Genomic DNA, 22,919 nt, shown 5'->3' on the forward strand with positions numbered 1-22,919 from the left:
ATGGCATGCTGGCGTCCCGTCGTTCCGCAGCCCGCACCTGCGCAGAATTCGGGGTCCGCCATGCCATCGGGGCACAGAGTCGTGCACGACCAGCTTCTCTTGAGAGTTCAGGGGGTGAACCTCAAGGTCGCCGCCGTGCACCGCGGGGGCACCGCCGAGCCGATCGTCTTCCTGCACGGCTTCGGCACGAGCAAGGAGGACTACACCGACATCACCCAGCGGCACGAGTTCACGGAACGCGCTTTCCTGGCGTTCGACCTGCCCGGATGCGGCGCCACGGAGTGCGCCGACCTCAGGGCGATCGACGTGCCGTTCATCGTGGACACCGCCCGCGCCGTGCTCGATCGCGCCGGCATCGGCCGCTACCACGTCGTCGGGCACTCGCTCGGCGGTCTCACGGCGCTGCTGCTCGCGCACCGCGAACCGAGCCGGGTGCTCAGCTTCGTCAACATCAAGGGCACGCTCGCTCCCGAGGACTGCGCGCCGACCAGGCAGTTGCTGTCCCACCAGGAGACCGGCGACCTCTTCCACCGGTTCGTCGAGGGAATCCGCCACTCCCAGGGCTACTCGAGCGGCCTGTACGGCGCGAACCTGCCGTACAAGATCCGCCCGGGAGCCGTGCCCGGCATCTTCCGGTCCGTGGTCGAGCTCGCCGACCACGGGGAGCTGTTGAACAAGTTCCTCGCGCTCCCCATCCCGAAGATGTACCTCTACGGCGAGGAATGCGCGTCACTGTCCTATTTGCCGCTGCTCGACGCGAACGGGGTGGAGCTCGCCGAGATCCCGCACAGCGGGCACCTCCCGATGTACTCCAACCCCGTCGCGACGTGGAAGCGGATCGCCGGGTTCTACGCCGGCGACCTCAGTCAGCGAATTCCGGCCGCCAGGCGGTGGTAGGCGGCGTTCCAGCGCAACCGGTCACCGAACTGGGCCGGGGTGGTCGACGAGTCGATCAGCACCAGTTCGGTGGCCGCCATGGTGGCGAAGTCCCGCAGCGTCTCGGCCCCGACCGCGTGGGTCATGACCGTGTGGTGGGGTCCGCCGGCGGTGAGCCAGCACTCGGCCGAGGTGGACAGTGACGGTGCGGGCTGCCAGACGGCGCGGGCGACGGACAGGTTGGGCAGCGGCTCGTCGGGTGGGACGACGGTGATTTCATTGGCCACCAATCGGAAGCGGTCGCCGAGGTCGGCCAGGCCGATCACGACGGCGGGTCCGGGGGTGGCGTCGAAGACGAGTCGGACGGGGTCTTCGCGGTCGCCGATGCCGAGCGGGTGGATTTCACACGACGGCTGGTCCGCCGCGATCGTCGGGCACACCTCCAGCATGTGGGCGCCGAGGATCTTCGGGGTGCCGGGTCCGAAGTGGTAGGTGTAGTCCTCCATGAATGAGGTGCCGCGGCCCGTGCCGACGCCCATGGCCTTGACGGCGGCGAGCAGTGCGGAGGTCTTCCAGTCGCCTTCGCCGCCGAAGCCGTAGCCGTCGGCCATGAGCCGTTGGACGGCGAGGCCGGGGAGCTGGCGCAGTCCGCCGAGGTCCTGGAAGTTCGTGGTGAACGCGCCGAAGCCGCCTTCGTCCAGGAAGGACCGCAGGCCGATCTCGATGCGGGCGGCGTAGCGCAGCGAGTCGTGCCGGTCTCCCCCGCGGGCGAGTTCCGCGGCGAGCCGGTAGGTCTCGGCGTAGTCGGCCACGAGCAGGTCGATGTCCGCGTCGGACACTGCGTCGACCTTCGCCACGAGATCATTCACGCCGTAGGTGTTGACCGAGACACCGAACCGCAGCTCCGCCTCGACCTTGTCGCCCTCGGTCACCGCGACGTCGCGCATGTTGTCGCCGAACCGGGCCAGCTTCAACGACCGCAGATGCGCCACACCCGCCGCCGCACGCGCCCAGCCGTCGATGCGCTCGGCCAGGTGCGGGTCGCTCGCGTGACCCGCCACCGTCTTGCGCGCCACGCCGATCCGCGTCTGGATGTACGCGAACTCCCGGTCGCCGTGCGCCGCCTGGTTGAGGTTCATGAAGTCCATGTCGATCGTGGACCACGGCAGCGCCTCATTCAACTGCGTGTGCAAGTGCAGCAAAGGTTTGCGCAGCAGGTCCAGCCCGGTGATCCACATCTTCGCCGGGGAGAACGTGTGCATCCACGCGATCACACCGACGCACGACGGGTCGTTGTTCGCCTCCTGCATGATCCCGCGGATCGCGGCCGCGTCGGTCAGCACCGGCTTCCACACGATCTCGGTGCTGATCCGGCCGGACTCGCTGAGCATCCGCTGGATCTGCTGCGACTGCGCGGCCACCTGGTCGAGCGTCTCGGGGCCGTACAGGTGCTGGCCGCCCGTCAGGAACCAGACCTGGGGCTTGCCCGCGAACGACATCTTCTCTCCTCGTGGGCTCACTGCCCGTAGACGTTCTGGTAGCGCTGGTAGAGCCGGTCGACGTCCTGCTGTTCGATCGGTTCGGCCTTGCCGAGCTGGAGTGCGAAGTGGACGGTGCGTGCCACGTCCTCCAGCATCACGGCGGACTTCACCGCCGAACGCGCGCTCGGGCCGACCGTGAACGGGCCGTGGTTGCGCATCAGCACCGCCCGGGACCTGCTGCCGCGCAAGGTTTCCACGATGCCGCGCCCGATCGAGTCGTCGCCGATCAACGCGAACGGGCCGACCGGGATCTCACCGCCGAACTCGTCCGCGATCATCGTCAGCACACAGGGAATCGGCTCTCCGCGCGCCGCCCACGCCGTGGCGTAAGGGGAATGCGTGTGCACGACACCGTTCACCTCGGGCATGTGGCGGTAGACGTACGCGTGCGCGGCGGTGTCCGACGACGGCGCGAACTCACCCTCGACGAGCTTGCCGTGCAGGTCGGTCACGACCATCGCGTCCGGCCCCAGCTGGTCGTAGGACACCCCGGACGGCTTGATCACCATCAGCTCGTGGCCCGGCACGCGCGCGGAGACGTTGCCCGCGGTCCAGATCACCAGCTCGTACTTGGTGAGCTCGCGGTGCAGGTCGGCGACCGTGCGGCGCAGCTCAGAGGTCACCGACATCAGTTCTTCCCTTCCAGTGCGTCACGGCGGAACTTGCGCAGCCGGCGCATGACGTCGTTGACACCGCGGCCGAAGTAGTCGTGCAGCTCGAGGTAGTCGAGGAACAGCCGTTCGTAGGCCTCGACGTTCTCCGGAATCGGCGTGAAGACGTGACGCTGCACCGATCCCATGGCGTTCGCGGCACCGCGGATGTCTTCGAACGCCCCCGCGGCCACCGCCGCGTGCATCGCCGAACCGAGCGCCGGCCCCTGCGCCGAACCGATGACCGACAGCGGCAGGTTCACGACGTCGGCGTAGATCTGCATCAGCAACGGGTTCTTGACCAGACCACCGGCGATCACCAGTTCGGTCACGGGCACGCCGGCGTCGGTGAAGGTGTCGATGATGACCCGCGTACCGAACGCCGTGGCCTCCAGCAACGCCCGGTAGACGTCTTCGGCCTTCGTCGCCAGCGTCTGCCCGACGACCACACCGGACAGTTCGTGGTCGACCAGCACGGACCTGTTGCCGCTGTGCCAGTCCAGCGCGACCAGGCCGTGCTCACCAACCCGTTGCGTGGCAGCGAGTTCGGTGAGGAGTTCGTGCACCGTGATGCCGCGCTCGTTCGCCTGCTCGTGGTAGGCGGGCGGAACCTGGTTCTTCACGAACCAAGCGAAGATGTCACCGACACCGCTCTGCCCGGCCTCGTAACCCCACAACCCCGGAACAATGCCGCCGTCCACGACACCGCACATGCCAGGAACCTCACGCAGCACATCGCCGCTCATCACGTGACACGTGGACGTGCCCATGATCGCGACCATCTGCCCCGGCTCCACCGCCTGCGCGGCCGGAGCGGTCACGTGCGCATCGACGTTGCCGACCGCGACCGCGATTCCCTCGGGCAGCCCGGTCCACGCCGCGGCTTCAGCGGTCAGGGTTCCGGCCGTGTCGCCCAGCGCGGACAGCGGGTGGTCGAGCTTGTCCGCCACGAAAGTCGCGAACGCGGGGTTGAGCTCGGCGAGGAACTCCTCGCTCGGGTACGCACCGTCCTGGTGGATCCCCTTGTACCCGGCGGTGCAGGCGTTGCGCGTGTACCGGCCGGTGAGCTGCCAGATGATCCAGTCCGCCGCCTCGACCCAGTGCTCCATCGCCGCATAGACCTCAGGCGCCTCCTCCAGCACCTGCAAGCCCTTGGCGAACTCCCACTCCGACGAGATCAGCCCGCCGTAACGCGGAAGCCACGACTCCTTGCGGTCGTGTGCCAGGTCGTTGATCCGGTCGGCCTGCCCCTGCGCGGCGTGGTGACGCCACAGCTTCACGTAGGCGTGCGGGTTCTCCGCGAACTCCGGCAGGTCGCACAACGGGGTTCCGTCGGCGGTCACCGGAACCATCGTGCAGGCGGTGAAGTCGGTGCCGATCCCGATGACGAGCTCCGGCGCGACACCGGCGTCCGCCACGGCCTGAGGGACGGCGGTCCGCAGGACGTCGAGGTAGTCGCTCGGAACCTGGAGCGCCCACTCCGGCGGCAGGGCGCGGCCCGTCGCGGGCAGCACTCCGTCCACCACGCCGTGGCTGTAGTCGTGCACCGCGGTGCCGAGCTCGGCACCGTCACGGACGCGCACCACCACCGCACGGCCGGACAACGTGCCGAAGTCGACACCCACCACACAGGCGTCGGGATGGATCGTCTTGTCAGTCACGCGCTGAGTGTTATCGCTAACATTCGGTCCGTCAAGTACGGGCGGAGAAGTCGCGAAAGCCTTGATGAGGCTAGGTGGGCCAAGAGAGTGAACGTATGACAAGACGTCCCGGTCGACGGAGGCCGGCCGGGACCTGGGCCCACCCGGCGATCAGGCGGGCGGTGCCACGCTGTCCCGCGCCACCAGAACAGGTTTGATGGAACGCCGCGGCTGCGCGGACTCGCCCTCGCTCACCTGCTCGAGCAACAACCCCAGCGTCTCCCGTGCCACCGCCGCGAAGTCCGGGCGGATGGTCGTGAGCGGCGGGATGAAGTACGCGGCTTCCGGCACGTCGTCGAAGCCGACCACGCTCACGTCGTGCGGCACCCGCCTGCCGCGTTCGTGCATCGCCCGCAGCACGCCGAGGGCGAGGTGGTCGTTCGAGCAGAACACCGCCGTGACCTCGGGCATCCTCGCCAGCATCTGCCCCGCCTTGTAGCCGGAGGCCGCGCTCCAGTCGGCGGCCATCACCGGCGGCACCTCCTTGCCTGCCGCCTCCAGCGCCTCGCGCCAGCCCTGCACGCGACCGGCCGCGTCGAACCAGTCGGTCGGACCGGAGACGTGCCACACCGTGTCGTGCCCGGCGTTCAGGAGGTGCTCGGTGGCGTCGTAGGCCCCCGACGCCTGGTCGACCGTCACCAGCGGCGTCGGCCGGCCGGGGTCACCGTCCACAGTCACCAGCGGCAGGCCGGCGGGGACGTCGGCGAGCGCGTCGGCGGCGGACGAGTTCGGTGCGATCACGACGATGCCCGCCACGCGCTGGTCGCGGTGGCGTTCGACGGCGGCCGCTATCGAGTCGCGGTCGAGGACCTTGACGCGGCCGACGCTCACACCGAACCCGGCCTCGCCCGCCGCCTCCTCGAAGGCGGACAGCAGCGAGGCCGGGCCGTACAGCGTCGAGTTCTGCGCGACCACGCCGATCAGGTAGGTCTTGCCGGTGACCAGGGCACGAGCTGCCCTGTTCGGACGGTAGCCCAGCTCCTTGATGGCGGCGCGAACCCGCAGCCGGGTCTGCTCGCGAACGTTCGGATGGTCGTTGAGCACGCGCGAAACCGTCTGGTGGGACACCCCGGCCAGGCGGGCGACGTCGGTCATCGCGGGGTCACGCGTGGTCTTCTGGTCCACGAACGGTCTCCGATCCTTGGTCTAGACCTAGGGTGTTAGCGATAACACCCGTCAGCCTCGGTTCAGCAGACCCATTGTGACTCCTACTCGAGCCGGAACGTCGCACGTCGGCGCGCGTCGCGGTCGTTTCCGGGTCTGCCGACCACCAGTCTGCCCCGATCGTGAATGAGATAAGAATCTGCTCCAACATTCAACGAAATCGCCTTGCCGTCGGCGAGCCCCCGAACCTGCGTGAAGCTGGTCGCCCGGCCGTACGCGTCGGAGTCCTCGAACGGGTCGATGCGGACCCCGTTCGCGTCCGCCCGCACGTACCGGTCGGGGAAGTTCACCGACTGCAGCGCGACCGTCCCGGTGCCGAGAAGCCCCGGTACGAACCGGAACTGCGAGTCGGCCAGCTCGCGGACGTTGCCGTCGACCCGCAGCTGGTACTCGTAGTGCCGCACGTGCAGTCCGTCCATCGTGGCCAGCCGCGAGATCGGGCCGCCCTTGCCGACCGGGACGCCGAAGCTCGGTGTGCCGTCGGCGTTCCAGTGCAGGCGCTGCACTCGGGTGTGCCGGTTCGGGTCGAACAGCGGGTCGCCGTTGATGTCGCGGTAGTCGCGGGCGTGGTAGACCAGCACGTCCATGTCGCCGACCGTCGTGAACGAGTTGTGCCCCGGCCCGTACTGCGAGCTCGGCGCGTTGGTCGCGAACACCGGGTTCGGCGACTTGGTCCACGACCGCGCGTCGAGCAGGTTCGCGTTCTCGTCGGCGGTCAGCAGGCCCATGCAGTACCGGGCGTCGGTGGCGCTCGCGGAGAACGTCACGAACACCCGGCCGTTGCGGATGAGCACCGCCGGGCCCTCGTTCACCCGGAAACCCTGCACCTCCCACGACGCCGTCGGCGTGGCGATCCGCACCGGCGCGGTCTTCAACGCGAGCGGCGAGGCCATCTCGGCGATGTAGAGGTTGGTGCCGGAACCGACGGCGGGGTCGTTCTGCGCCCACAGGAGGTAGCGCTTGCCGCGGTGCGCGAACGTCGTCGCGTCCAGGGTGAACGTGTCCAGGTGCGTCACGATCTGGCCGCGCAGCACCCAGCCGTCCGCGCGCGGGTCGGCGTTCGGGGACTCCAGCACGTAGGTGCGGATGCGGAACGGTTCGTCCTTGTCACCGGCGGCGAAGTAGACGTACCACTTGCCGTCGATGCGGTGCAGCTCCGGCGCCCAGATGTAGCCGCCCATCCTGCCGGACGCCGGACGGCGCCAGATCGTGCGTTCCCGTGCCGAGGTCAGGCCGTCCAGGGTGGACGCGCCGCGGATGACGATCCGGTCGTACTCCGGCACGGACCCGGTCAGGTAGTACATGCCGTCGGTCGGCGGCGTGATGAACGGGTCGGCGCGCTGCTCGACGAGCGGGCTGCGGGTGGGCAGCTCGGCCGGTGCTTCCGGCGCGGCCACGACAGGAGCGGAGGCCGCGAGCGACACCGTGCCGGTGGCGGCGAGAACACCACCGGTGCCCAGCAACAGGGTTCTGCGGTCGATCACTTGCGGCTCCTGTCCTTGACGCGGAAGACCGTGATGGAGTTCGGCGGGAACGTGTAGCTGAACGAGCTGCGCACGCTCACCTGGGACGTGCGCGGCTTGATGGGCTGGACGAACTCGGTGTTGATGTCGTCGGGGCGTCCCTGCAGGGTGGTGACCCGCGCGGTGGACGCCACCGGGACACCGAGGTCGATCTTGGTGCGGGCGGCGTTGTCCTGGGCGTTGACGACCTTGACGATCAGCTCACCGGTGGCGAGGTCGCGGGTGACGACCTGACGGAACGGCTCGGCCAGCTTGTCGTCGGTGAACTCGCCCCACTTCTGCCCGTCGAGGAACAGCGCGACGTGGCGTCCCTTCACCTCGACCCGCACGTCGTAGGTGCGGCCGGTCTCGATGCTGGTGTTGTTGCTCATCAGCGTGCTCTTGCCACCGCCGACGGCCTTCTCCACCGCGGACTGGGTGTTGTTCCAGCCGCCGAGGTTCCACCAGTAGTAGTTGCCGGTGTCCTGCACGCCGAACGCGACGAGGAAGCCCTCGCGGCCGGACTGCTTGGTGGCCTTGAGGTTCAGGGTGTAGTCGTGCCAGTTCCGGTCGCCGGCGGTCACGAGCGTGTTCTCGGCGGCGGCGTCGGACTGGACGTAGGCGCCGTTCACGACGTTCCAGGTGCCCTTGCCGGTCCTGGTCCACTGCGCGTCGGTGCCGGAGAAGTCGTCGTTGAACAGCTGCTGGCCGGACGTGCTGGTGACGCGCACGTCGTCGTAGCTCGCGGCGGTCGCCCACGTCGAGAGGCCGATCGCGCCGGTGATCGGGGCCTGGGTGGACGGCGTGGCCGACGCCGTGCTGGGCACGACCTCGTCACCGACGTTGTTCATGAACAGCTTCTGCGTCTCGTAGCTGGCCGATCCCCACGACGCGTGGTTGTTGAACCAGATCATGTCCGGCTTCCACTGCACGTAGTCCTCGTTGGACAGCAATGGCGCGTAGGAGGCGAGCTTCACGACGTCGGCGTTGCGTTCGAGGCCGGTCATGAACGCGGCTTCGCTCAGCGCGTTGAAGAACTTGTTGTCCAGAGAGGCGTACTCGCCGAGGAACACCTTCGGACCGTTGCGGTCGTAGGAGTCGTAGCGGTTGTTGTTCTCCAGGAACCAGCTCGGGCTGTTGTAGTAGTGCTCGTCGACCATCTTCACGCCGGCCTGCTTGTTGAGCTGCCACAGGCGGTCGAACGTGCCGCCGGTGTCGTCGGGGCCGGAGTTGCTGACGACGGTGATGTCCGGGTACTTGGCGTTGATGGCCTTGCGGAACTCGGTGAAGCGGGCGAAGAACTCGTCGGGCAGGTTCTCCTCGTTGCCGACCGAGAGGTGCGTGAGCTTGAACGGCTTGGGGTGCCCCATCTCGGCGCGCTTGCGGCCCCACGCCGAGTCGGCGGGACCGTTGGCGAACTCGATGAGGTCGAGCGTGTCCTGGATGTGCCGTTGCAGCAGCGCGGGGTCGTCGGTGGCGCGGTTCTGGCCGCAGCCGGTGACGAGCGCGGGCACGACGGGCAGCGGCATGGCGCCGACGTCCTCGGAGAACTGGAAGTACTCGTAGTAGCCGAGGCCGTAGGACTGGTTGTAGCCCCAGAAGTTCCAGTTGGTGGCACGCTGCTCGACTGGGCCGATCGTGTCCTTCCACTGGTACGAACGGCGGCGCTCGTAGTTCGGCGCGTCGTAGCCGTAGTGGCTGCCGGTGTTGACCAGGCAGCCACCGGGGAACCGGACGAAGCCGGGTTTGAGCGCGGCGATCTTCTCGGCCAGGTCGCGGCGCAGGCCGTGGCCCTTGAAGGTGTCCCGCGGCATCAGCGAGATCATGTCGAGGCGCAGGGTGCCGCCGCCGTCACCGGTGACCAGCAGCCTGCCGGTCGTGGTGGACTTCTTCGCGCGGACCGTGCCGCTGTAGCGGGTCCAGCCGTCGCCCTTGACCTGCACCTTCACCGGATCGCCCAGCGCGTTGCCCGCCGGGTCGGTGATCGTGGCGGTCAGCGGCGTGGTGGCCTGGTCGGTGCGCGCCCAGACGGAGAAGTCGTAGCGCTGTCCCTCCTGGACGGCGATGCCGGAGTTGTAGCCCGAGTTGATGACGCCCGCGGGCAGGCCGAGCTTGAGGTAACGGCGGTTGCGGTCGTTCATCCGGCCGTTGTCGTCGATCACGTCTACCGTGCCGCTGTGCGGTGCCCATCCGGTCAGCGGTGTGTAGCTCGCGTTGTCGGCCTTGTCGTACTCGAACGAACGGTTCTGGACGAGCTCGGCGTACAGGCCACCGTCGGCGGCCCGGTTGATGTCCTCGAAGAAGACGCCGTACATCGTGTCGTCGATCGACGCGCCCTTCTTCGTGGCGTCGACCTTGAGCGTGTAGTCGGTGTCGACCGCCGCGCCCGAACCGGGGACGGCGGCCAGCAGGGAGGCCGCGAGTGCGGCGGACAGCAGAACGTGCCTGGGGGACATGAAGTAGAGCTCCCGGCGTTCGGAAGTGCCTTCGCAGGAAAAGTGAGCGCTAACATACGACCGCAATGGAATCAGGTCAACGGTTACAAGTCGTTATGGCCGAAGGCTTGACGCGCCGGATGTGAGCGTTCACTGTTGTCCACCTGACAGCCGCGGGCACGTGGCCGGGCTCCGCGACACCGTAGTCACCTCGGAGGAATCGCTGTGCTGAAGAAGATCACGACAGCCGCCAGCGTGATCGCGCTGTGCGCGCTCGCCGCGTGTGGTTCTGGTTCTGGCGGTGCCGGCAACGGCACTGGTTCATCCGGTGGCGACGCCATCACGATGGGCTTCGCCCAGGTGGGCGCGGAGAGCGGCTGGCGCACCGCCAACACCAAGTCGATCCAGGAAGAGGCCAAGGCCGCCGGGATCGACCTGAAGTTCTCCGACGCGCAGCAGAAGCAGGAGAACCAGATCAAGGCGATCCGCTCCTACATCCAGCAGAAGGTCAAGGTCATCGCGTTCTCCCCGGTGGTGGAGACCGGCTGGGACACCGTGCTGCTGGAGGCCAAGCGGGCCAACATCCCGGTCATCCTGACCGACCGCGCGATCGACTCCGACGACACGTCGCTGTACAAGACGTTCCTCGGCTCGGACTTCGTGGAGGAGGGCCGCAAGGCCGGTGACTGGATGGTCGCCAACGCCACCGGCCCCACCAACGTCGTCGAACTGCAGGGCACCACGGGTGCCGCGCCGGCGATCGACCGGAAGAAGGGGTTCGAGGAGAAGATCGCCTCCAAGCCCGACATCAAGATCGTGGCGTCGCAGACCGGTGACTTCACCCGCTCCGGCGGCAAGCAGGTCATGGAAGCCTTCCTGAAGTCCCAGCCCAAGATCGACGTCGTCTACGCGCACAACGACGACATGGGCCTGGGCGCGATCGAGGCGATCAAGGCCGCGGGCAAGGTGCCCGGCAAGGACATCAAGATCATCACGGTGGACGCGGTCAAGGACGGCATGACCGCCCTGGCCAACGGCGAGATCAACTACATCGTCGAGTGCAACCCCCTGCTCGGCAAGCAGCTCATGGAACTCGCCAAGAAGGTCGTCAAGGGCGAAAACGTCCCCGCACGGGTCGTCACCGAAGAGGGCGCCTTCAACCAGGAGCAGGCCAAGGCCGCACTGCCGAACCGCCAGTACTGATCCCACCAAAGACTGCGGGACCCGTCACTCTCTCACGTTCCAGTGGCGGGTCCCGCACCCCAAGCGACGAAGGCTCCCTCATGACCGAGTCACCGCCGCCCGTCGTCGAGATGCGAGGCATCAGCCTCGCATTTCCTGGCGTGAAGGCGTTGCAGGACGTCGACTTCCGGCTGTTCCCCGGCGAAGTGCACGCCCTCATGGGCGAGAACGGCGCCGGCAAGTCCACCCTGATCAAGACCCTCACCGGTGTTCACACGCCGGACAGCGGCACAGTGCAGCTCGCGGGTGACGCGGTCGCGTTCTCCTCCCCCGGCCAGGCGCAGGAAGCCGGGATCAGCACGGTGTACCAGGAGGTCAACCTCTGCGCGAACCTCACGGTCGCGGAGAACATCCTGCTGGGCCGCGAACCGAGAAAGCTCGGCGGCATCGACTTCCCCGCCATGCGCAAGCGCGCGGCGGAAGTGCTGTCGCGCATCGGCGTGCACATCGACCCCGCGTCGAGCCTCGGTGAACACCCGATCGCCGTGCAGCAGCTCGTCGCCATCGCCCGTGCCATCGCGGTCGACTGCCGGGTGCTCGTGCTCGACGAACCGACGTCCAGTTTGGACGCCGGCGAGGTCGCCGAGCTGTTCCGCATCATGCGCGTGCTGCGCGGCGAAGGCGTCGCGATCCTCTTCGTCTCCCACTTCCTCGACCAGGTCTACGAGATCTCCGACCGCATGACGGTGCTGCGCAACGGAACTCTCGTCGGCGAGCACCTGACCTCGGAACTCGACCGGCGCGCGCTGGTCTCGAAGATGATCGGCCGCGAGCTCGGTGCGCTGGAGGCGATCGAGGAAGCCGCGGAGAAGCACCAGGCAGACGGACCGGTGCTCGTGCGCGCGGAAGGCCTCGGCCGCCGCGGCGCGATCGCGCCGTTCGACCTCGACGTCCGCGCGGGCGAGGTGGTCGGGCTGGCCGGTCTGCTGGGTTCCGGCCGCACAGAACTCGCGCGGCTGCTCTTCGGCGCCGACAAGGCCGACTCCGGTCAGTTGCTCGTCGACGGCAAGCCGCTGCACCTGCGCGGCCCGCGCTCGGCGATCGCGGCCGGCATCGCGTTCTGTTCGGAGGACCGCAAGGGCGAAGGCCTGGTCGCGGACCTCTCCATCCGTGACAACCTCGTGCTGGCCATGCAGGCCGCGCGCGGCTGGACCCGTCCGCTGTCCCGCCGGGTGAAGGACGAGCTGGTCGAGAAGTACCTGGCGGCGCTGGACATCCGGCCCGCCAACCCGGACGCGCTCGTGCGCACGCTCTCCGGCGGCAACCAGCAGAAGGTCCTGCTGGCCCGCTGGCTCGTCACCGAACCGCGGTTGCTGATCCTGGACGAGCCGACGCGCGGCATCGACATCGGCGCCAAGGCCCAGATCCAGCACCTCGTCACGACCCTCGCCGCGGAAGGCACGGCGGTGCTGTTCATCTCGGCGGAGTTGGAGGAGGTCGTGCGCATCGCCGACCGGATCGTCGTGCTGCGCGACCGGCACAAGATCGCCGAGCTGGACGGCGGGGCGAGTTTGGACGAGGTCGTCGGCCTCATCGCGGGTGAACAGCTCCCGGAAGGGGTGGCGTCGTGAAGAACCGCTTGCTCTGGCCGATCGTGGCGCTGGTCGCCCTGCTGCTGCTCAACCTCATCTTCACTCCGTCGTTCTTCGCGTTGCGCATCCAGGACGGCCACCTCTACGGCGGCCTGGTCGACGTGCTCAAGAACGGCGCGCCCACGCTCCTCATCGCGATCGGCATGACGCTGGTCATCGCCACCCGCGGCATCGACCTCTCCGTCGGCGCCGTCGCGGCGATCGCGGCCGCGGTGACGTGTGTCCACATCGGAACGTCACCGGACTTCGGCACGGCGTTGGCAGGCATGGCGATCGCGCTGGTGCTCTGCGCGGTGCTGGGCCTGTGGAACGGTTTCCTGGTGGCAGGACTCGGCATCCAGCCCATCATCGCCACCCTGGTCCTGATGACCGCAGGCCGCGGCATCGCCATGCTGGTGACCGAGGGCCAGATCATCACCGTCAACAACAACGCCTACCGCCAGGTCGGCGCCGGGTTCGTGGTGCTGCCGGTCTCGATCCTGATCAGCCTCGCGGTGCTCGGTCTGGTCGCGTTCACCACGCGCAAGACCGCACTCGGCATGCTGATCGAGTCGGTCGGCGTGAACCCCGAGGCCTCCCGCCTCGCCGGCGTGAAGTCCAAGACGATCATCTGGACCGTCTACGTGTTCGCGGCGGTCTGCGCGGGCATCGCCGGTCTGATGATCAGCTCGAACGTGAGCGCGGCCGACGCCAACAGCAACGGGTTGTGGATCGAGATGGACGCGATCCTCGCCGTCGTCATCGGCGGCACGTCGCTCGCGGGCGGCCGGTACTCGCTCGCCGGCACGCTGCTCGGCTCCCTGATCATCCAGACCCTCACCACGACCGTCTACACGATCGGCGTGGCGGCGGAGGTCACGCTGGTGTTCAAGGCGGTCGTCGTCATCACCGTGTGCCTGATCCAGTCGCCGAAGGCCCGCGCCGCACTCAGCTTCCGGAAGGTGGCCGTCGCGTCATGACCGCTCTCACCACCCGGCTGCCGTCGCGGTTCCTGCCGGTCCTCGCGACCGTGGTGCTGTTCGTGATCACGTTCGGCGTCGGCTCGGTCCGGTACGACGGGTTCGCGTCCGGTCAGGTCATCGCGAACCTGTTCATCGACAACGCCTTCCTCATCGTGCTCGCCGCGGGCATGACCTTCGTCATCCTCAGCGGCGGCATCGACCTCTCCGTCGGCTCCGTCGTCGCACTGTCCACAATGGTCACCGCCGCCGGACTCCGCGCAGGCTGGCCGGTCCCCCTGGTCATCATCGCCGTCCTGCTGATCGGCTCGACGCTCGGACTGCTCATGGGCCTGGTCATCCACAAGTTCGACATCCAGCCCTTCATCGTCACCCTCGCCGGCATGTTCCTCGCCCGCGGCCTCTGCTTCCTCATCAGCGTGGAATCCGTCTCCATCAAGGACACGACCTTCCGCGACGTCGCCACCGCCGTCATCGAACTGCCCGGCGGCGTCACGATCACCTACAACGTGGTCATCGCGCTCGTCGTCGTGCTGGCGGCGCTGTTCGTCCTGCACCGCACCCGCTTCGGCCGCACGGTCTACGCGGTCGGCGGCAACGAGCAGTCGGCGATGCTGATGGGGCTCAAGACCGGGCGCACCAAGGTCGGCGTGTACGTGATCAGCGGCTTCTGCTCGGCGCTGGCCGGGCTGCTGTTCAGCCTGTACATGCTCTCCGGGTACGGCCTGCACGCGGTCGGCATGGAGCTCGACGCCATCGCGGCCGTGGTCATCGGCGGCACTCTGCTGGCGGGCGGGCTCGGGTACGTGCTCGGCAGCCTCGCCGGGGTGCTGGTGCTCGGCACGATCCAGACGCTGATCTCGTTCCAGGGCACGCTCAGCTCGTGGTGGACGAAGATCGTGATCGGCGCGCTGCTGCTGGTCTTCATCGCGGTCCAGCGCGGGATGATCCGCGACCGGCGCTGAGCCGGACCGCCCGGCTGGTCGCTGACCAGCCGGGCGGTACCCCCAGCTAGGAGGCCAGCGGGACGTCACCTCCGATGCCCCACTGGGTGGTGAACTGGCCGCGCACGTACCAGTTGCCCTCCCACGGACGCCACACGGCGAGGTCGGTCACGCCGTCACCGTTGAAGTCGCCGGGCACCGGGATGTCGCCGCCGATCCCCCACTGGGTCGTGCTGATGCCCCGCACGTACCAGTTTCCTTCGGACGGACGCCACACGGCGAGATCCGCGACGGCGTCGCCGTTGTAGTCGCCCACAACAGGGATGTCACCGCCGATCCCCCACTGCGTGGTGCTGATCCCGCGCACGTACCAGTTGCCTTCAGACGGACGCCACACGGCGAGATCCGTGATGCCGTCACCGTTGTAGTCACCCGCCACGGGAACGTCGCCACCGATGCCCCACTGCGTGGTGCTGATCCCGCGGACGTACCAGTTGCCCTCGGACGGACGCCACACCGCGAAGTCCGTGATGCCGTCACCGTTGTAGTCACCGGGCACCGGAATGTCGCCACCGATGCCCCACTGGACGGTGCCGATGCCGCGCACGTACCAGTTTCCTTCGGACGGACGCCACACGGCGAGGTCGGTGACGCCGTCACCGTCGTAGTCACCGGGCACCGGAATGTCGCCACCGATCCCCCACTGGGTCGTGCTGATCCCGCGCACGTACCAGTTGCCCTCGGACGGACGCCAGACCGTCAGATCCGTTGTCCCGTCACCGTTGTAGTCGCCTTCCGGGCCCCACCGGGTGAACAGCGAGTACAGCAACAGGTTCGGCGACCCGGTGCCGGGACCGCCGACCACGCCGGGCGTGGCGTTGCGGACGATGGCGTCGTGCACGCGCTGGGCAGGGGCGGCTGGATGCCGTTGCAGGTACAGCGCGGCCACGCCCGCCACGTGCGGGGTCGCCATCGAGGTGCCGCTGATGTTGTTCGTCGCGGTGTCACTCGTGTTCCACGACGACGTGATGCCGACACCAGGCGCGAACAGGTCGGTGCAGGTACCGAAGTTCGAGAACGACGCTCTGGCGTCGTTCGTGCCGGTGGCGTTCACCGTCAGCGCCTGCGCGACCCTCGCGGGCGAGGTCTGGCACGCGTCGGTGTTGGAGTTGCCCGACGCCACCGCGTAGGTGATGCCCGACGCGATCGAGTTGCGGATCGCCGTGTCCAGCGGGTCGAACGCGCCACCGCCCAGGCTCATGTTCGCGACCGCCGGCCTGACCGCGTTGGCGGTCACCCAGTCCACTCCGCTGATCACACCGGCGAAACTGCCGCTGCCGGAACAGTTCAGCACCTTGACGGCGACGAGCCGCACCGCCTTGGCCACGCCGTACTCCGCGCCACCGATCGTGCCCGCCACGTGCGTGCCGTGGCCGTTGCAGTCGGTGTCGTTGCCGTCCCCGGTGGTGTTGATGCCCCAGCTCGCCCGTCCGCCGAACGTCGAGTGGGACACCCGGATGCCCGTGTCGATCACGTAGGCACGTACACCGGGTGCGGTCGGCCCGTAGTTGTACCGCTGGTCCAGCGGCAGGTTCCGCTGGTCGATGCGGTCCAGTCCCCAGGACGGCGGGTTCACCTGAACGGCGTCCGCCTTCACCACGGCGTCCTGGTACACCGCCGCCACACGAGGATCACGCGCCAACGACTTGGCGCTGGCCGCGGTGGCGCTGACCGCGAACCCCTGCAGCGCGTGCTGCCAGGAGGCGGTCACCTTTCCGTTGTACTGCTTGGCGAGCGAGCCCGAACTCGTCGCCGCCACACCGTTGCGGAGCACGACCACGTACTGGTCCGCGATCGCCTTCCCCGCCGGTGCGGCGATGACGACCCCGTCGGCCGCCGACGCCGTCGTGACACCGGTCGTCAGTCCGGCCGCTGCCACGAGGATCCCTACAAGCGCACGCCGTCTGGCGCGTCTGCCCGAGGTTTTCACAAACGCCCCTCTCATCCGAGACAAGCCTTGTGCAGGCGCACGATGCGCCCGCACAGGAGGTCGTCGCAGCGGAGGTTTCGCTACCGGAAAAGTGGGTAGTGGATCCAAATGACTCCGTCGGGACCACCCGGCTACGCGATGTGCTCGCCAGGCCGCGACGCAGACAGCAGTCAGCGATCTGGTCCTTTCGGCCACCGGGAAAGTGCTCAACTGCCGGTCGTTCAGGTCGGCACGGCGAGCCCGTCGAGGCGGGCTTTGAGCTGATCGGCCTCCGGCACGCCGATGTCGTCGTAGAGGGCGGCCGCCTCACGCCACAGCGCTGCCGCCTCAGCCGGGTTTCCCGTGCTGCAACGCACCTTTCCGATGCCGTCGAGCGCACGGGCCCGTTCGTACCTGTCGCCGGTCTCGGTGGCCAGCGCGAGCGCGGCGTCGTGGTGCAACTCAGCCTGGTCGAACCGGCGCATCGCCGTCGCGGCGGCCGCGATGCCGTTGAGCGCCTGTGCTTCCTGGAACCGCTCGCCGAGGCGCCTGTCCAGCGTCAGCGCCTGGCGGAACGACCGCAACGCCTGTGCGGGCAAACCCATGCGCAGCAACAGATCCCCCTGGAAGCCGAGCACCGCGGCCTCGCTGGCGAGGTCCCCGGCCGCCGCGTGCACGGCCAGGGCCCGTTCGACGTGGCGGCGCGCGACCCAGTGGTTGCCGAGCCTGGTGTGCAGGACGGCGAGGTTGCCGGACACGAAACCCTCGCCCTGGCGATCACCCAGCTCGCGGCACATCTCGGCGGCCCGGTGCAACGACCGCGCGGATTCCCGGTGAAGGCCGAGGAGCGCGTACACCAGCCCGAGGTTGCAGTGCTCGATGCTCTCCATCATCCGGTCGTCCAGCAGCTGGGCCAGCTCCAGCGCCCGGCGGTGGCAGTCCACGGTCTCCCGGTAGCTGCCGAGCCGCAGGCGCACGAACGCGAGGTTGGCCAGCACCATCGCCTCGCTCGCCCGGTCGCCGAGATCGCGCGCGATCGCCAGCGCCCGCCGGTAGTGCTCGATCGCGTCGCCGTGCCTGCCCAGCCTGGCGTACACGCCCGCCAGGTTGCTGGTGGTCCTCGCCTCGCCGGTCCGGTCACCTTCCTGCCTGCGCAGAACCAGTGCCGCGTCGAGGTGTTCGGCCGCCTCGGCATAACGACCGAGGTGGTGGCACACACCACCGAGGTTGTTGAGCGCCGCGCCGATGCCGGCCGGGTCGCCGAGTCTGCGGGCGGCGTGCAGCGCGTGCCGGTGGACGGTCTGCGCCTCGGCCAGATGACGGCCCTGGTCCAGGTAGGGCCGCAACGCCTGCGCCAGCTCGCAGGCCTGGGCGTGCCAGCCGTGAAGCGCGCAGTGCGCGACGACGGCGACCAGGTTCGCCCGCTCGGCGTTGAGCCAGTGCGCGGCCAGGACCGGGTCGTGCAGCGGCGGCGTGCGGAACGCGGACGGTGGCGGTGTGCGGCCACGACCCAGTGGCAGCACGGTTTCGGCGACGTTCGCGGCGTGCACGTAGTAGTCGAAGAGTCCGGTGAGCGCGGCCTCGACGGCGTCGGCCGGTGGTTGGCGCCGGCCGTAGGCACGCAGCAGGTCGTGGACGTGGTACCGGCCCTTGGCACCGCGCTGCACCAGATGTGCGCGGCAGAGCGCCCCGACGAGCCGTCCCGCCTCCTCGGGTGAGGTCTCCAGCAGGGCGGCGGCGGCGTGCACGTCGAAGTCGGCGCCCGGATGCCAGGTGAGGAGGCCGAACGCGCGTGCCGCGGCGGGAGGCAGCACCCGGTAGGACCAGTCGAACACCGCCACCACGGCGGTGCCCGGATCACCGCCGGCGTCCATCTCGTCGAGCGCGCGCTGCCGGTCGGCCAGGGTCACGGCGAGCTCGTCGAGCGGGACCGCGGACTGCGCCGCGAGCTCGGCGACGATGCGCAACGCCAGCGGCAGCCCGGCGCACTGCCCCGCGATCGCTCCCGCACCCTCCTGGTCGCCGATCAGGCTCCCGAGCAGCGCCTGGGACTCGTCCGCTGTCATCGGGTCCAGCCGCACCCGCCGGGCGCCGTCCCGCGCCACCAGACCGGCGAGGTCGTCGCGGCTCGTCACCACGACCACGCAGCCCGCGGTGCCCGGCAGCAGCGGCCGCACCTGCTCGGCGGCACGCGCGTTGTCCAGCACCACCAGCATCTTCCGGTCCGCGATCGCCGTCCGGTACCGGCCGGACAGCTCGGCGATGTCGTGGCCCGCGTGGGCGCCGCGTTCACCGAGCACCCGCAGGAACCCCACCAGCACCTGCTCCGGCGGCACCGGCGTGCCGGGTCCGTAGCCGCGCAGGTCCACGTACAGGCAGCCGTCGGGGAACCGGTCACGTGCGCCGTGCGCCCAGTGCACCGCCAGCGCGGTCTTGCCCACCCCCGCCGTTCCGACGACCGCGGTGGTGCCGGATGCCGCGGCCGACAGGCGATCCAGCTCGTCGTGCCTGCCGACGAACGGTTCCGCGTCCGGCGGCAACTGCCACGGAACGGCAGCGGCGCGCGGCGGAACGGCGGCGGTCCGCACGGGCCCTGCCAGCCCGGGGTCGTCGCGCAGGATCCGTTGGTGCAGCTGCTTGATCTCGGGGCTCGGGTCGGCTCCCAGCTCCGCGTGCAGCACCCGCCGCAGCCGGTCGTACGCCCGCATCGCCTCGCCCGGCCTGCCGCTGCGGTACAGGGCGAGCATCAGCTGGCCCCACAACCGTTCCCGCAGCTCGTACCGGCCAGTGAGCTCACGCAGCTCGGCGGCGAGCCCCGCGTGCCTGCCGAGCTCGAGCCGTGCCTGAACGCAGTCCTCGATGGCGTCGACGCGCCGTTCCTCCAGCATCCGGACGGTGGGCGCGACCGCCTGCGGGACCGGCACTCCGTCGAGCACGGGACCTCGCCACAGCGCGCCCGCACTGGTCAGCCGCTCGACGGCCTGTTCGTGCTCGCCGCGCGCGAGACAGTCCCTGCCCGCGAGCGCGAGCGCGGTGAAGCCGAGGACGTCGAGGTCGTCCGGCTCCGAGGCGAGCAGGTAGCCACCGCTGGCGGTCTCGATCCTCGTGCTGTTCCTCCCGCCGGAGCGCAGCAGCCGACGCAGGTCGCTGACGTACGAACGCAGGTTGATCCGCGCGGACCGCGGCGGGGAGCCGTCCCACAGCGCGTCGACGATCCGTTCGGTCGGCACGAAGGTGTTGGCGTGCAAGGCGAGCACGCCGAGCAGCACCCTGGCCATCCGCCGCGCGGGCAACGCAGGACCGTGGTCGGTGGCGATCTCGACCGGCCCGAGAATGCGAAGTCTCACCCACACTCTCCAGCGTCACCAGGAAGTGTCGACGTTTCGAGCCTAGGGCCGGGAACGGCGGTCGTACGCACCCAATCGGAGTGAAGCGTTTGCGTACACGACGCCGTGTACGCCGTTGTGTACGCGGGCAGCCGATCGTGCCGGACATGGGAGCCGTCACAGTGCCATCGCCCCGGATGATCGGGCGCTCACAGGAGTTGCGGGTGCTCACCGGGGTGGTGGAGACCGGCGGCGCCGCGATCGTGCTCGGCGAGCCGGGCATCGGGAAGTCGCGGCTCGTGACCGCGGCGGCGGACCACGCGGTGGGGTTGGGAATGCGGGTGTTGCGAGGCCGCGCCGACGCCTCGGCACCGCTGCGGGCGTTGTCCGAGGCGGTGCTTTCGCTCGCCCGCGACGACGGCCTGCCCGCCGACCCCGTGCTCCTGCCCTACCGGCACGCGCTCGCCCGGTTCGCCCCGGAATGGCGCGACAGCGGGACCAGCGACGAGCCCCTTGTCGTTGTCGCGGAAGGGCTTCTGCGACTGCTGGGCGTCCTCGGCCGCGACACCGGCTGCGTGCTGGTCCTGGAAGACCTGCACGACGCGGACGTGGGAACAGTGGCGATCCTCGACTACGTCGCCGACAAGCTGGCGCAGCAGCGGGTGTCCGTGCTCGCGACCGCGAGGGACGAGGAGAGCCCGGTGCTGGAGCTCGCGCGGGACGGCAGGCGCGATGGCCTCACCGCGGTCTCACTCGGTCGGCTGGACAGGGCGCGGACGGGTGAGCTGGTCGCGTCCTGTCTCGGTGTGGCGTCGGGCGCGGTGCCAGGTGCCCTGGTGGAGGAGGTGTTCCGCGACAGCGAGGGTGTGCCGTTCGTGGCCGCGGAGCTGGTCGCGGCCGGGCACCTCGTGCGGGAGCCGGGCTGGGCGGTGCGGGCTGGTGCGGACACCGTTGTGCAGGAGCCGGGTGGGTGGTCGGCGCGATGTCCTGAGGACACCGTTGTGCCGGAAGCGGTTGTGCACAGCGTCGCGGGCCAGGTCCGCGGGCTCGGCGCCGAGCTCGCCGATCTCCTCACCACCGCCGCGGTGTTCGGGCGCCGGTTTCCGCTGCCGGCGCTGCGGGCCATGTCCGGTCTCGGCAGGCACGAGCTCGTGCGGAGGCTGCGTCCCGCCGTGGCGAAGCAGCTCGTCGCACCGGATCCCCTCGCGGCGGGCTGGTACTCGTTCCGGCACGCGCTGACCCCACAGGCCCTGCTGAGCAAGGCAGGCGAACGGGTGGAGCTCGCCCGGCGCGCCGCCGAGGCGGTGGAGGCCTGCTGGCCGGGGCTGCCCGGCGAGTGGTGCGCGGTGGCGGCCGGGTTGTGGCTCGTGGCCGGCGAGACCGGCACTGCCCGGCGGCTGTTCGTCGACGCGGGACAGCGCGCGCTCACCGACGGGAACGCGGTCACCGCCGTGCGGCTGCTGCGCCGGGCGCAGGAGTTGGCGACGTCGTGCTGCGAGCCGATCGCGGTGCTGGCGCCGCTGCTCACCGCGCTCGCCGAGGCGGGCAAGGTCGAGCAGGCCCTCGCCCTGGCCGCGAACGTCGACGACCTCGGCCTCGACCAGGCAGGACGAGCCGTGCTGCACACCACGCTCGCGCGGGTGGCGGTGCGAGCGGGACTGCCGTCACGCGGCCACGAGGAGCTGGAAACCGCCCGCGGGCTGCTGGGCCCAGACGCCTCACCGGAGCTCGACCTGGTCACCGCGCACCTGACGGCGGACGCGGAGGACCTGGCGTTGCGGGCACTCGGCGAGGCCGCCCGGTCCAGGTTGCCCGCCCTCGCCTGCGAGGCGTTGGAGCTGCTCGGAACCCTTGCGGCGCAACGAGACCCCGCCGAGGCGGACGCGCGGTTGCGGCGGATGGCCGAATTGGCGCACCAGCACCGGCTGCCCGCGATGCGACTGCGGGCGCGCGCGAGGTCCGCCGTCAACCACACGCTGCGCACCGGCGACGACACCCGGCTGCGTCAGGTGTGCGGTCAGGCGTTCGAGGCGGGCGCGGTGCTGGAAGGGCACCTGCTGCAGGCGAAGCTGGTCATGACCACGGTGCTGCGCGGTGAGATCGTGCTCGCCGCCGAGCTCGCCGACCGCTGCCTCCCCGAGGTGACCAGGCTGGGACTGCGGCAGGTGGCCAACGACGTGATCACCGCCAAGGCGGTCGCGTTCGCGTTGCGCGGGCAACGTTCGGCGATGGAGCGCGCGGTGCGGTCGTTGGACGGCAACGTCTCCGCTCTGGTGCCTGCCGCCTGCGAGACGTTCTGCGCTCTCGTAGAGGAGGACAGGCGACGAGCGGTGGACGCGCTGGACCTGGCCGGCGCACGGGACGCGGCGCACCACCTCCAGGCGTGGCCGCACGGGCTGAGAGTCCTGCTGGGGGCGCTCGACGGCGAGATGGGCTGGTCGCACCACCGCGCCGCGGTCGAGGCCGCACGCGCGGGATCGGCGTGGCACCGCCAGTTCCTCCTGCTGACCGAAGCGGTGCTGGCCGGCCGGGACGGTCGCGCAGACCAGGCGGCGGAGGCGATGGCGGAGCACGGCCGGGTCGCCGAGCCGTTCGCGCTGACCCGCGGGCTCGGGCTGCGGCTGGCCGCGGAGGCCGCGCTCACCGACGGGTGGGGTGACCCGGCGAGCTGGTTGCGCGAGGCGGAGGAGTACTTCCACGTCGGCCAGCTGACCGCGCTCAGGAACGCCTGCCGCGCGTTGCTGCGGCGAGCCGGGTGGACCGCGTCGCAACGCCGCACCGGCACCAGCGACGTTCCCGCCGGGCTGCGGCTGCTCGGCATCACCGCGCGGGAGAACGAGGTGCTGCGGCTGCTGGCGGAACGGCTCGGCAACACCGAGATCGCCAGACGGCTCTACATCTCACCGCGCACGGCGGAGAAGCACGTCGCGAGCCTGCTCGCCAAGACCGGTGAGCACGACCGCAGTTCGCTGCACAGGTTCGCCATCGACCACGTGAGCGACCTCGCGGGCTGACCCCG

The 22,919-nt window shown here is 69.7% G+C and carries 14 protein-coding genes; 6 read left to right on the top strand and 8 right to left on the bottom strand.

What is annotated here, in order from left to right:
- The first annotated feature begins 114 nt into the window (after positions 1-114).
- Positions 115-897 (top strand): alpha/beta fold hydrolase, encoded by a 783-nt coding sequence (locus AOM45_RS16435; RefSeq protein WP_201779985.1) that lies wholly within the window; start codon positions 115-117, stop codon positions 895-897.
- Here the strand turns inward: AOM45_RS16435 and araA are convergent.
- The 6 genes from araA to AOM45_RS16465 all read right to left on the bottom strand — a co-directional run bounded on the left by araA (position 867) and on the right by AOM45_RS16465 (position 9,889).
- Positions 867-2,375 (bottom strand): L-arabinose isomerase, encoded by a 1,509-nt coding sequence (araA, locus tag AOM45_RS16440; RefSeq protein ID WP_059362513.1) that lies wholly within the window; start codon positions 2,373-2,375, stop codon positions 867-869. The two genes, AOM45_RS16435 and araA, sit on opposite strands and share 31 nt — an antisense overlap.
- A 17-nt stretch (positions 2,376-2,392) precedes the next feature.
- On the bottom strand, positions 2,393-3,046 hold the full coding sequence (locus AOM45_RS16445) for an L-ribulose-5-phosphate 4-epimerase (protein WP_030474281.1): 654 nt from the start codon (positions 3,044-3,046) through the stop codon (positions 2,393-2,395).
- Positions 3,046-4,728 (bottom strand): ribulokinase, encoded by a 1,683-nt coding sequence (gene araB / locus AOM45_RS16450; RefSeq protein WP_236703698.1) that lies wholly within the window; start codon positions 4,726-4,728, stop codon positions 3,046-3,048. Before araB ends, AOM45_RS16445 begins: the two co-directional genes overlap by 1 nt.
- Positions 4,729-4,878: 150 nt before the next feature.
- The gene (locus AOM45_RS16455) at positions 4,879-5,892 is read right to left on the bottom strand and encodes a LacI family DNA-binding transcriptional regulator (protein ID WP_030474279.1); all 1,014 of its coding nucleotides are present in this window, start codon (positions 5,890-5,892) and stop codon (positions 4,879-4,881) included.
- Positions 5,893-5,975: 83 nt separating this feature from the next.
- Positions 5,976-7,415: a family 43 glycosylhydrolase gene (locus AOM45_RS16460; RefSeq protein ID WP_030474278.1), complete on the bottom strand. Its 1,440-nt coding sequence runs from the start codon at positions 7,413-7,415 to the stop codon at positions 5,976-5,978.
- The gene (locus AOM45_RS16465) at positions 7,412-9,889 is read right to left on the bottom strand and encodes an alpha-L-arabinofuranosidase family protein (RefSeq protein ID WP_030474277.1); all 2,478 of its coding nucleotides are present in this window, start codon (positions 9,887-9,889) and stop codon (positions 7,412-7,414) included. The genes AOM45_RS16460 and AOM45_RS16465 overlap by 4 nt, the downstream gene beginning before the upstream one ends.
- Before the next feature lie 204 nt (positions 9,890-10,093).
- Between AOM45_RS16465 and AOM45_RS16470 the strand changes: the two genes are divergently transcribed.
- From AOM45_RS16470 to yjfF, 4 genes are all read left to right on the top strand, one after another.
- Complete coding sequence (locus AOM45_RS16470; protein WP_169792640.1) at positions 10,094-11,071, top strand: ABC transporter substrate-binding protein; 978 nt, start codon at positions 10,094-10,096, stop codon at positions 11,069-11,071.
- 80 nt (positions 11,072-11,151) lie between these two features.
- Positions 11,152-12,681: a sugar ABC transporter ATP-binding protein gene (locus tag AOM45_RS16475; protein WP_059362520.1), complete on the top strand. Its 1,530-nt coding sequence runs from the start codon at positions 11,152-11,154 to the stop codon at positions 12,679-12,681.
- Positions 12,678-13,661: an ABC transporter permease gene (locus AOM45_RS16480; RefSeq protein WP_059362523.1), complete on the top strand. Its 984-nt coding sequence runs from the start codon at positions 12,678-12,680 to the stop codon at positions 13,659-13,661. Before AOM45_RS16475 ends, AOM45_RS16480 begins: the two co-directional genes overlap by 4 nt.
- A complete protein-coding gene (gene yjfF / locus AOM45_RS16485) occupies positions 13,658-14,626 on the top strand; it encodes a galactofuranose ABC transporter, permease protein YjfF (RefSeq protein WP_059362526.1) in 969 nt (322 codons plus the stop codon). Before AOM45_RS16480 ends, yjfF begins: the two co-directional genes overlap by 4 nt.
- Before the next feature lie 46 nt (positions 14,627-14,672).
- On the opposite strand, the gene AOM45_RS52895 is transcribed toward yjfF, so the two are convergent.
- Both AOM45_RS52895 and AOM45_RS16495 read right to left on the bottom strand, forming a co-directional pair.
- On the bottom strand, positions 14,673-16,544 hold the full coding sequence (locus AOM45_RS52895; protein ID WP_063757228.1) for a S8 family serine peptidase: 1,872 nt from the start codon (positions 16,542-16,544) through the stop codon (positions 14,673-14,675).
- Positions 16,545-16,816: 272 nt separating this feature from the next.
- Entirely contained in the window at positions 16,817-19,921 is a 3,105-nt protein-coding gene (locus AOM45_RS16495) for an AfsR/SARP family transcriptional regulator (protein ID WP_051784871.1), read from the bottom strand.
- 176 nt (positions 19,922-20,097) lie between these two features.
- Here AOM45_RS16495 and AOM45_RS16500 point away from each other — a divergent pair, with 176 nt between their 5' ends.
- A complete protein-coding gene (locus tag AOM45_RS16500) occupies positions 20,098-22,914 on the top strand; it encodes an ATP-binding protein (protein ID WP_030474242.1) in 2,817 nt (938 codons plus the stop codon).
- Positions 22,915-22,919: the final 5 nt, after the last annotated feature.

This window comes from Lentzea aerocolonigenes, from assembly GCF_000974445.1.
Classification (GTDB): domain Bacteria; phylum Actinomycetota; class Actinomycetes; order Mycobacteriales; family Pseudonocardiaceae; genus Lentzea; species Lentzea aerocolonigenes.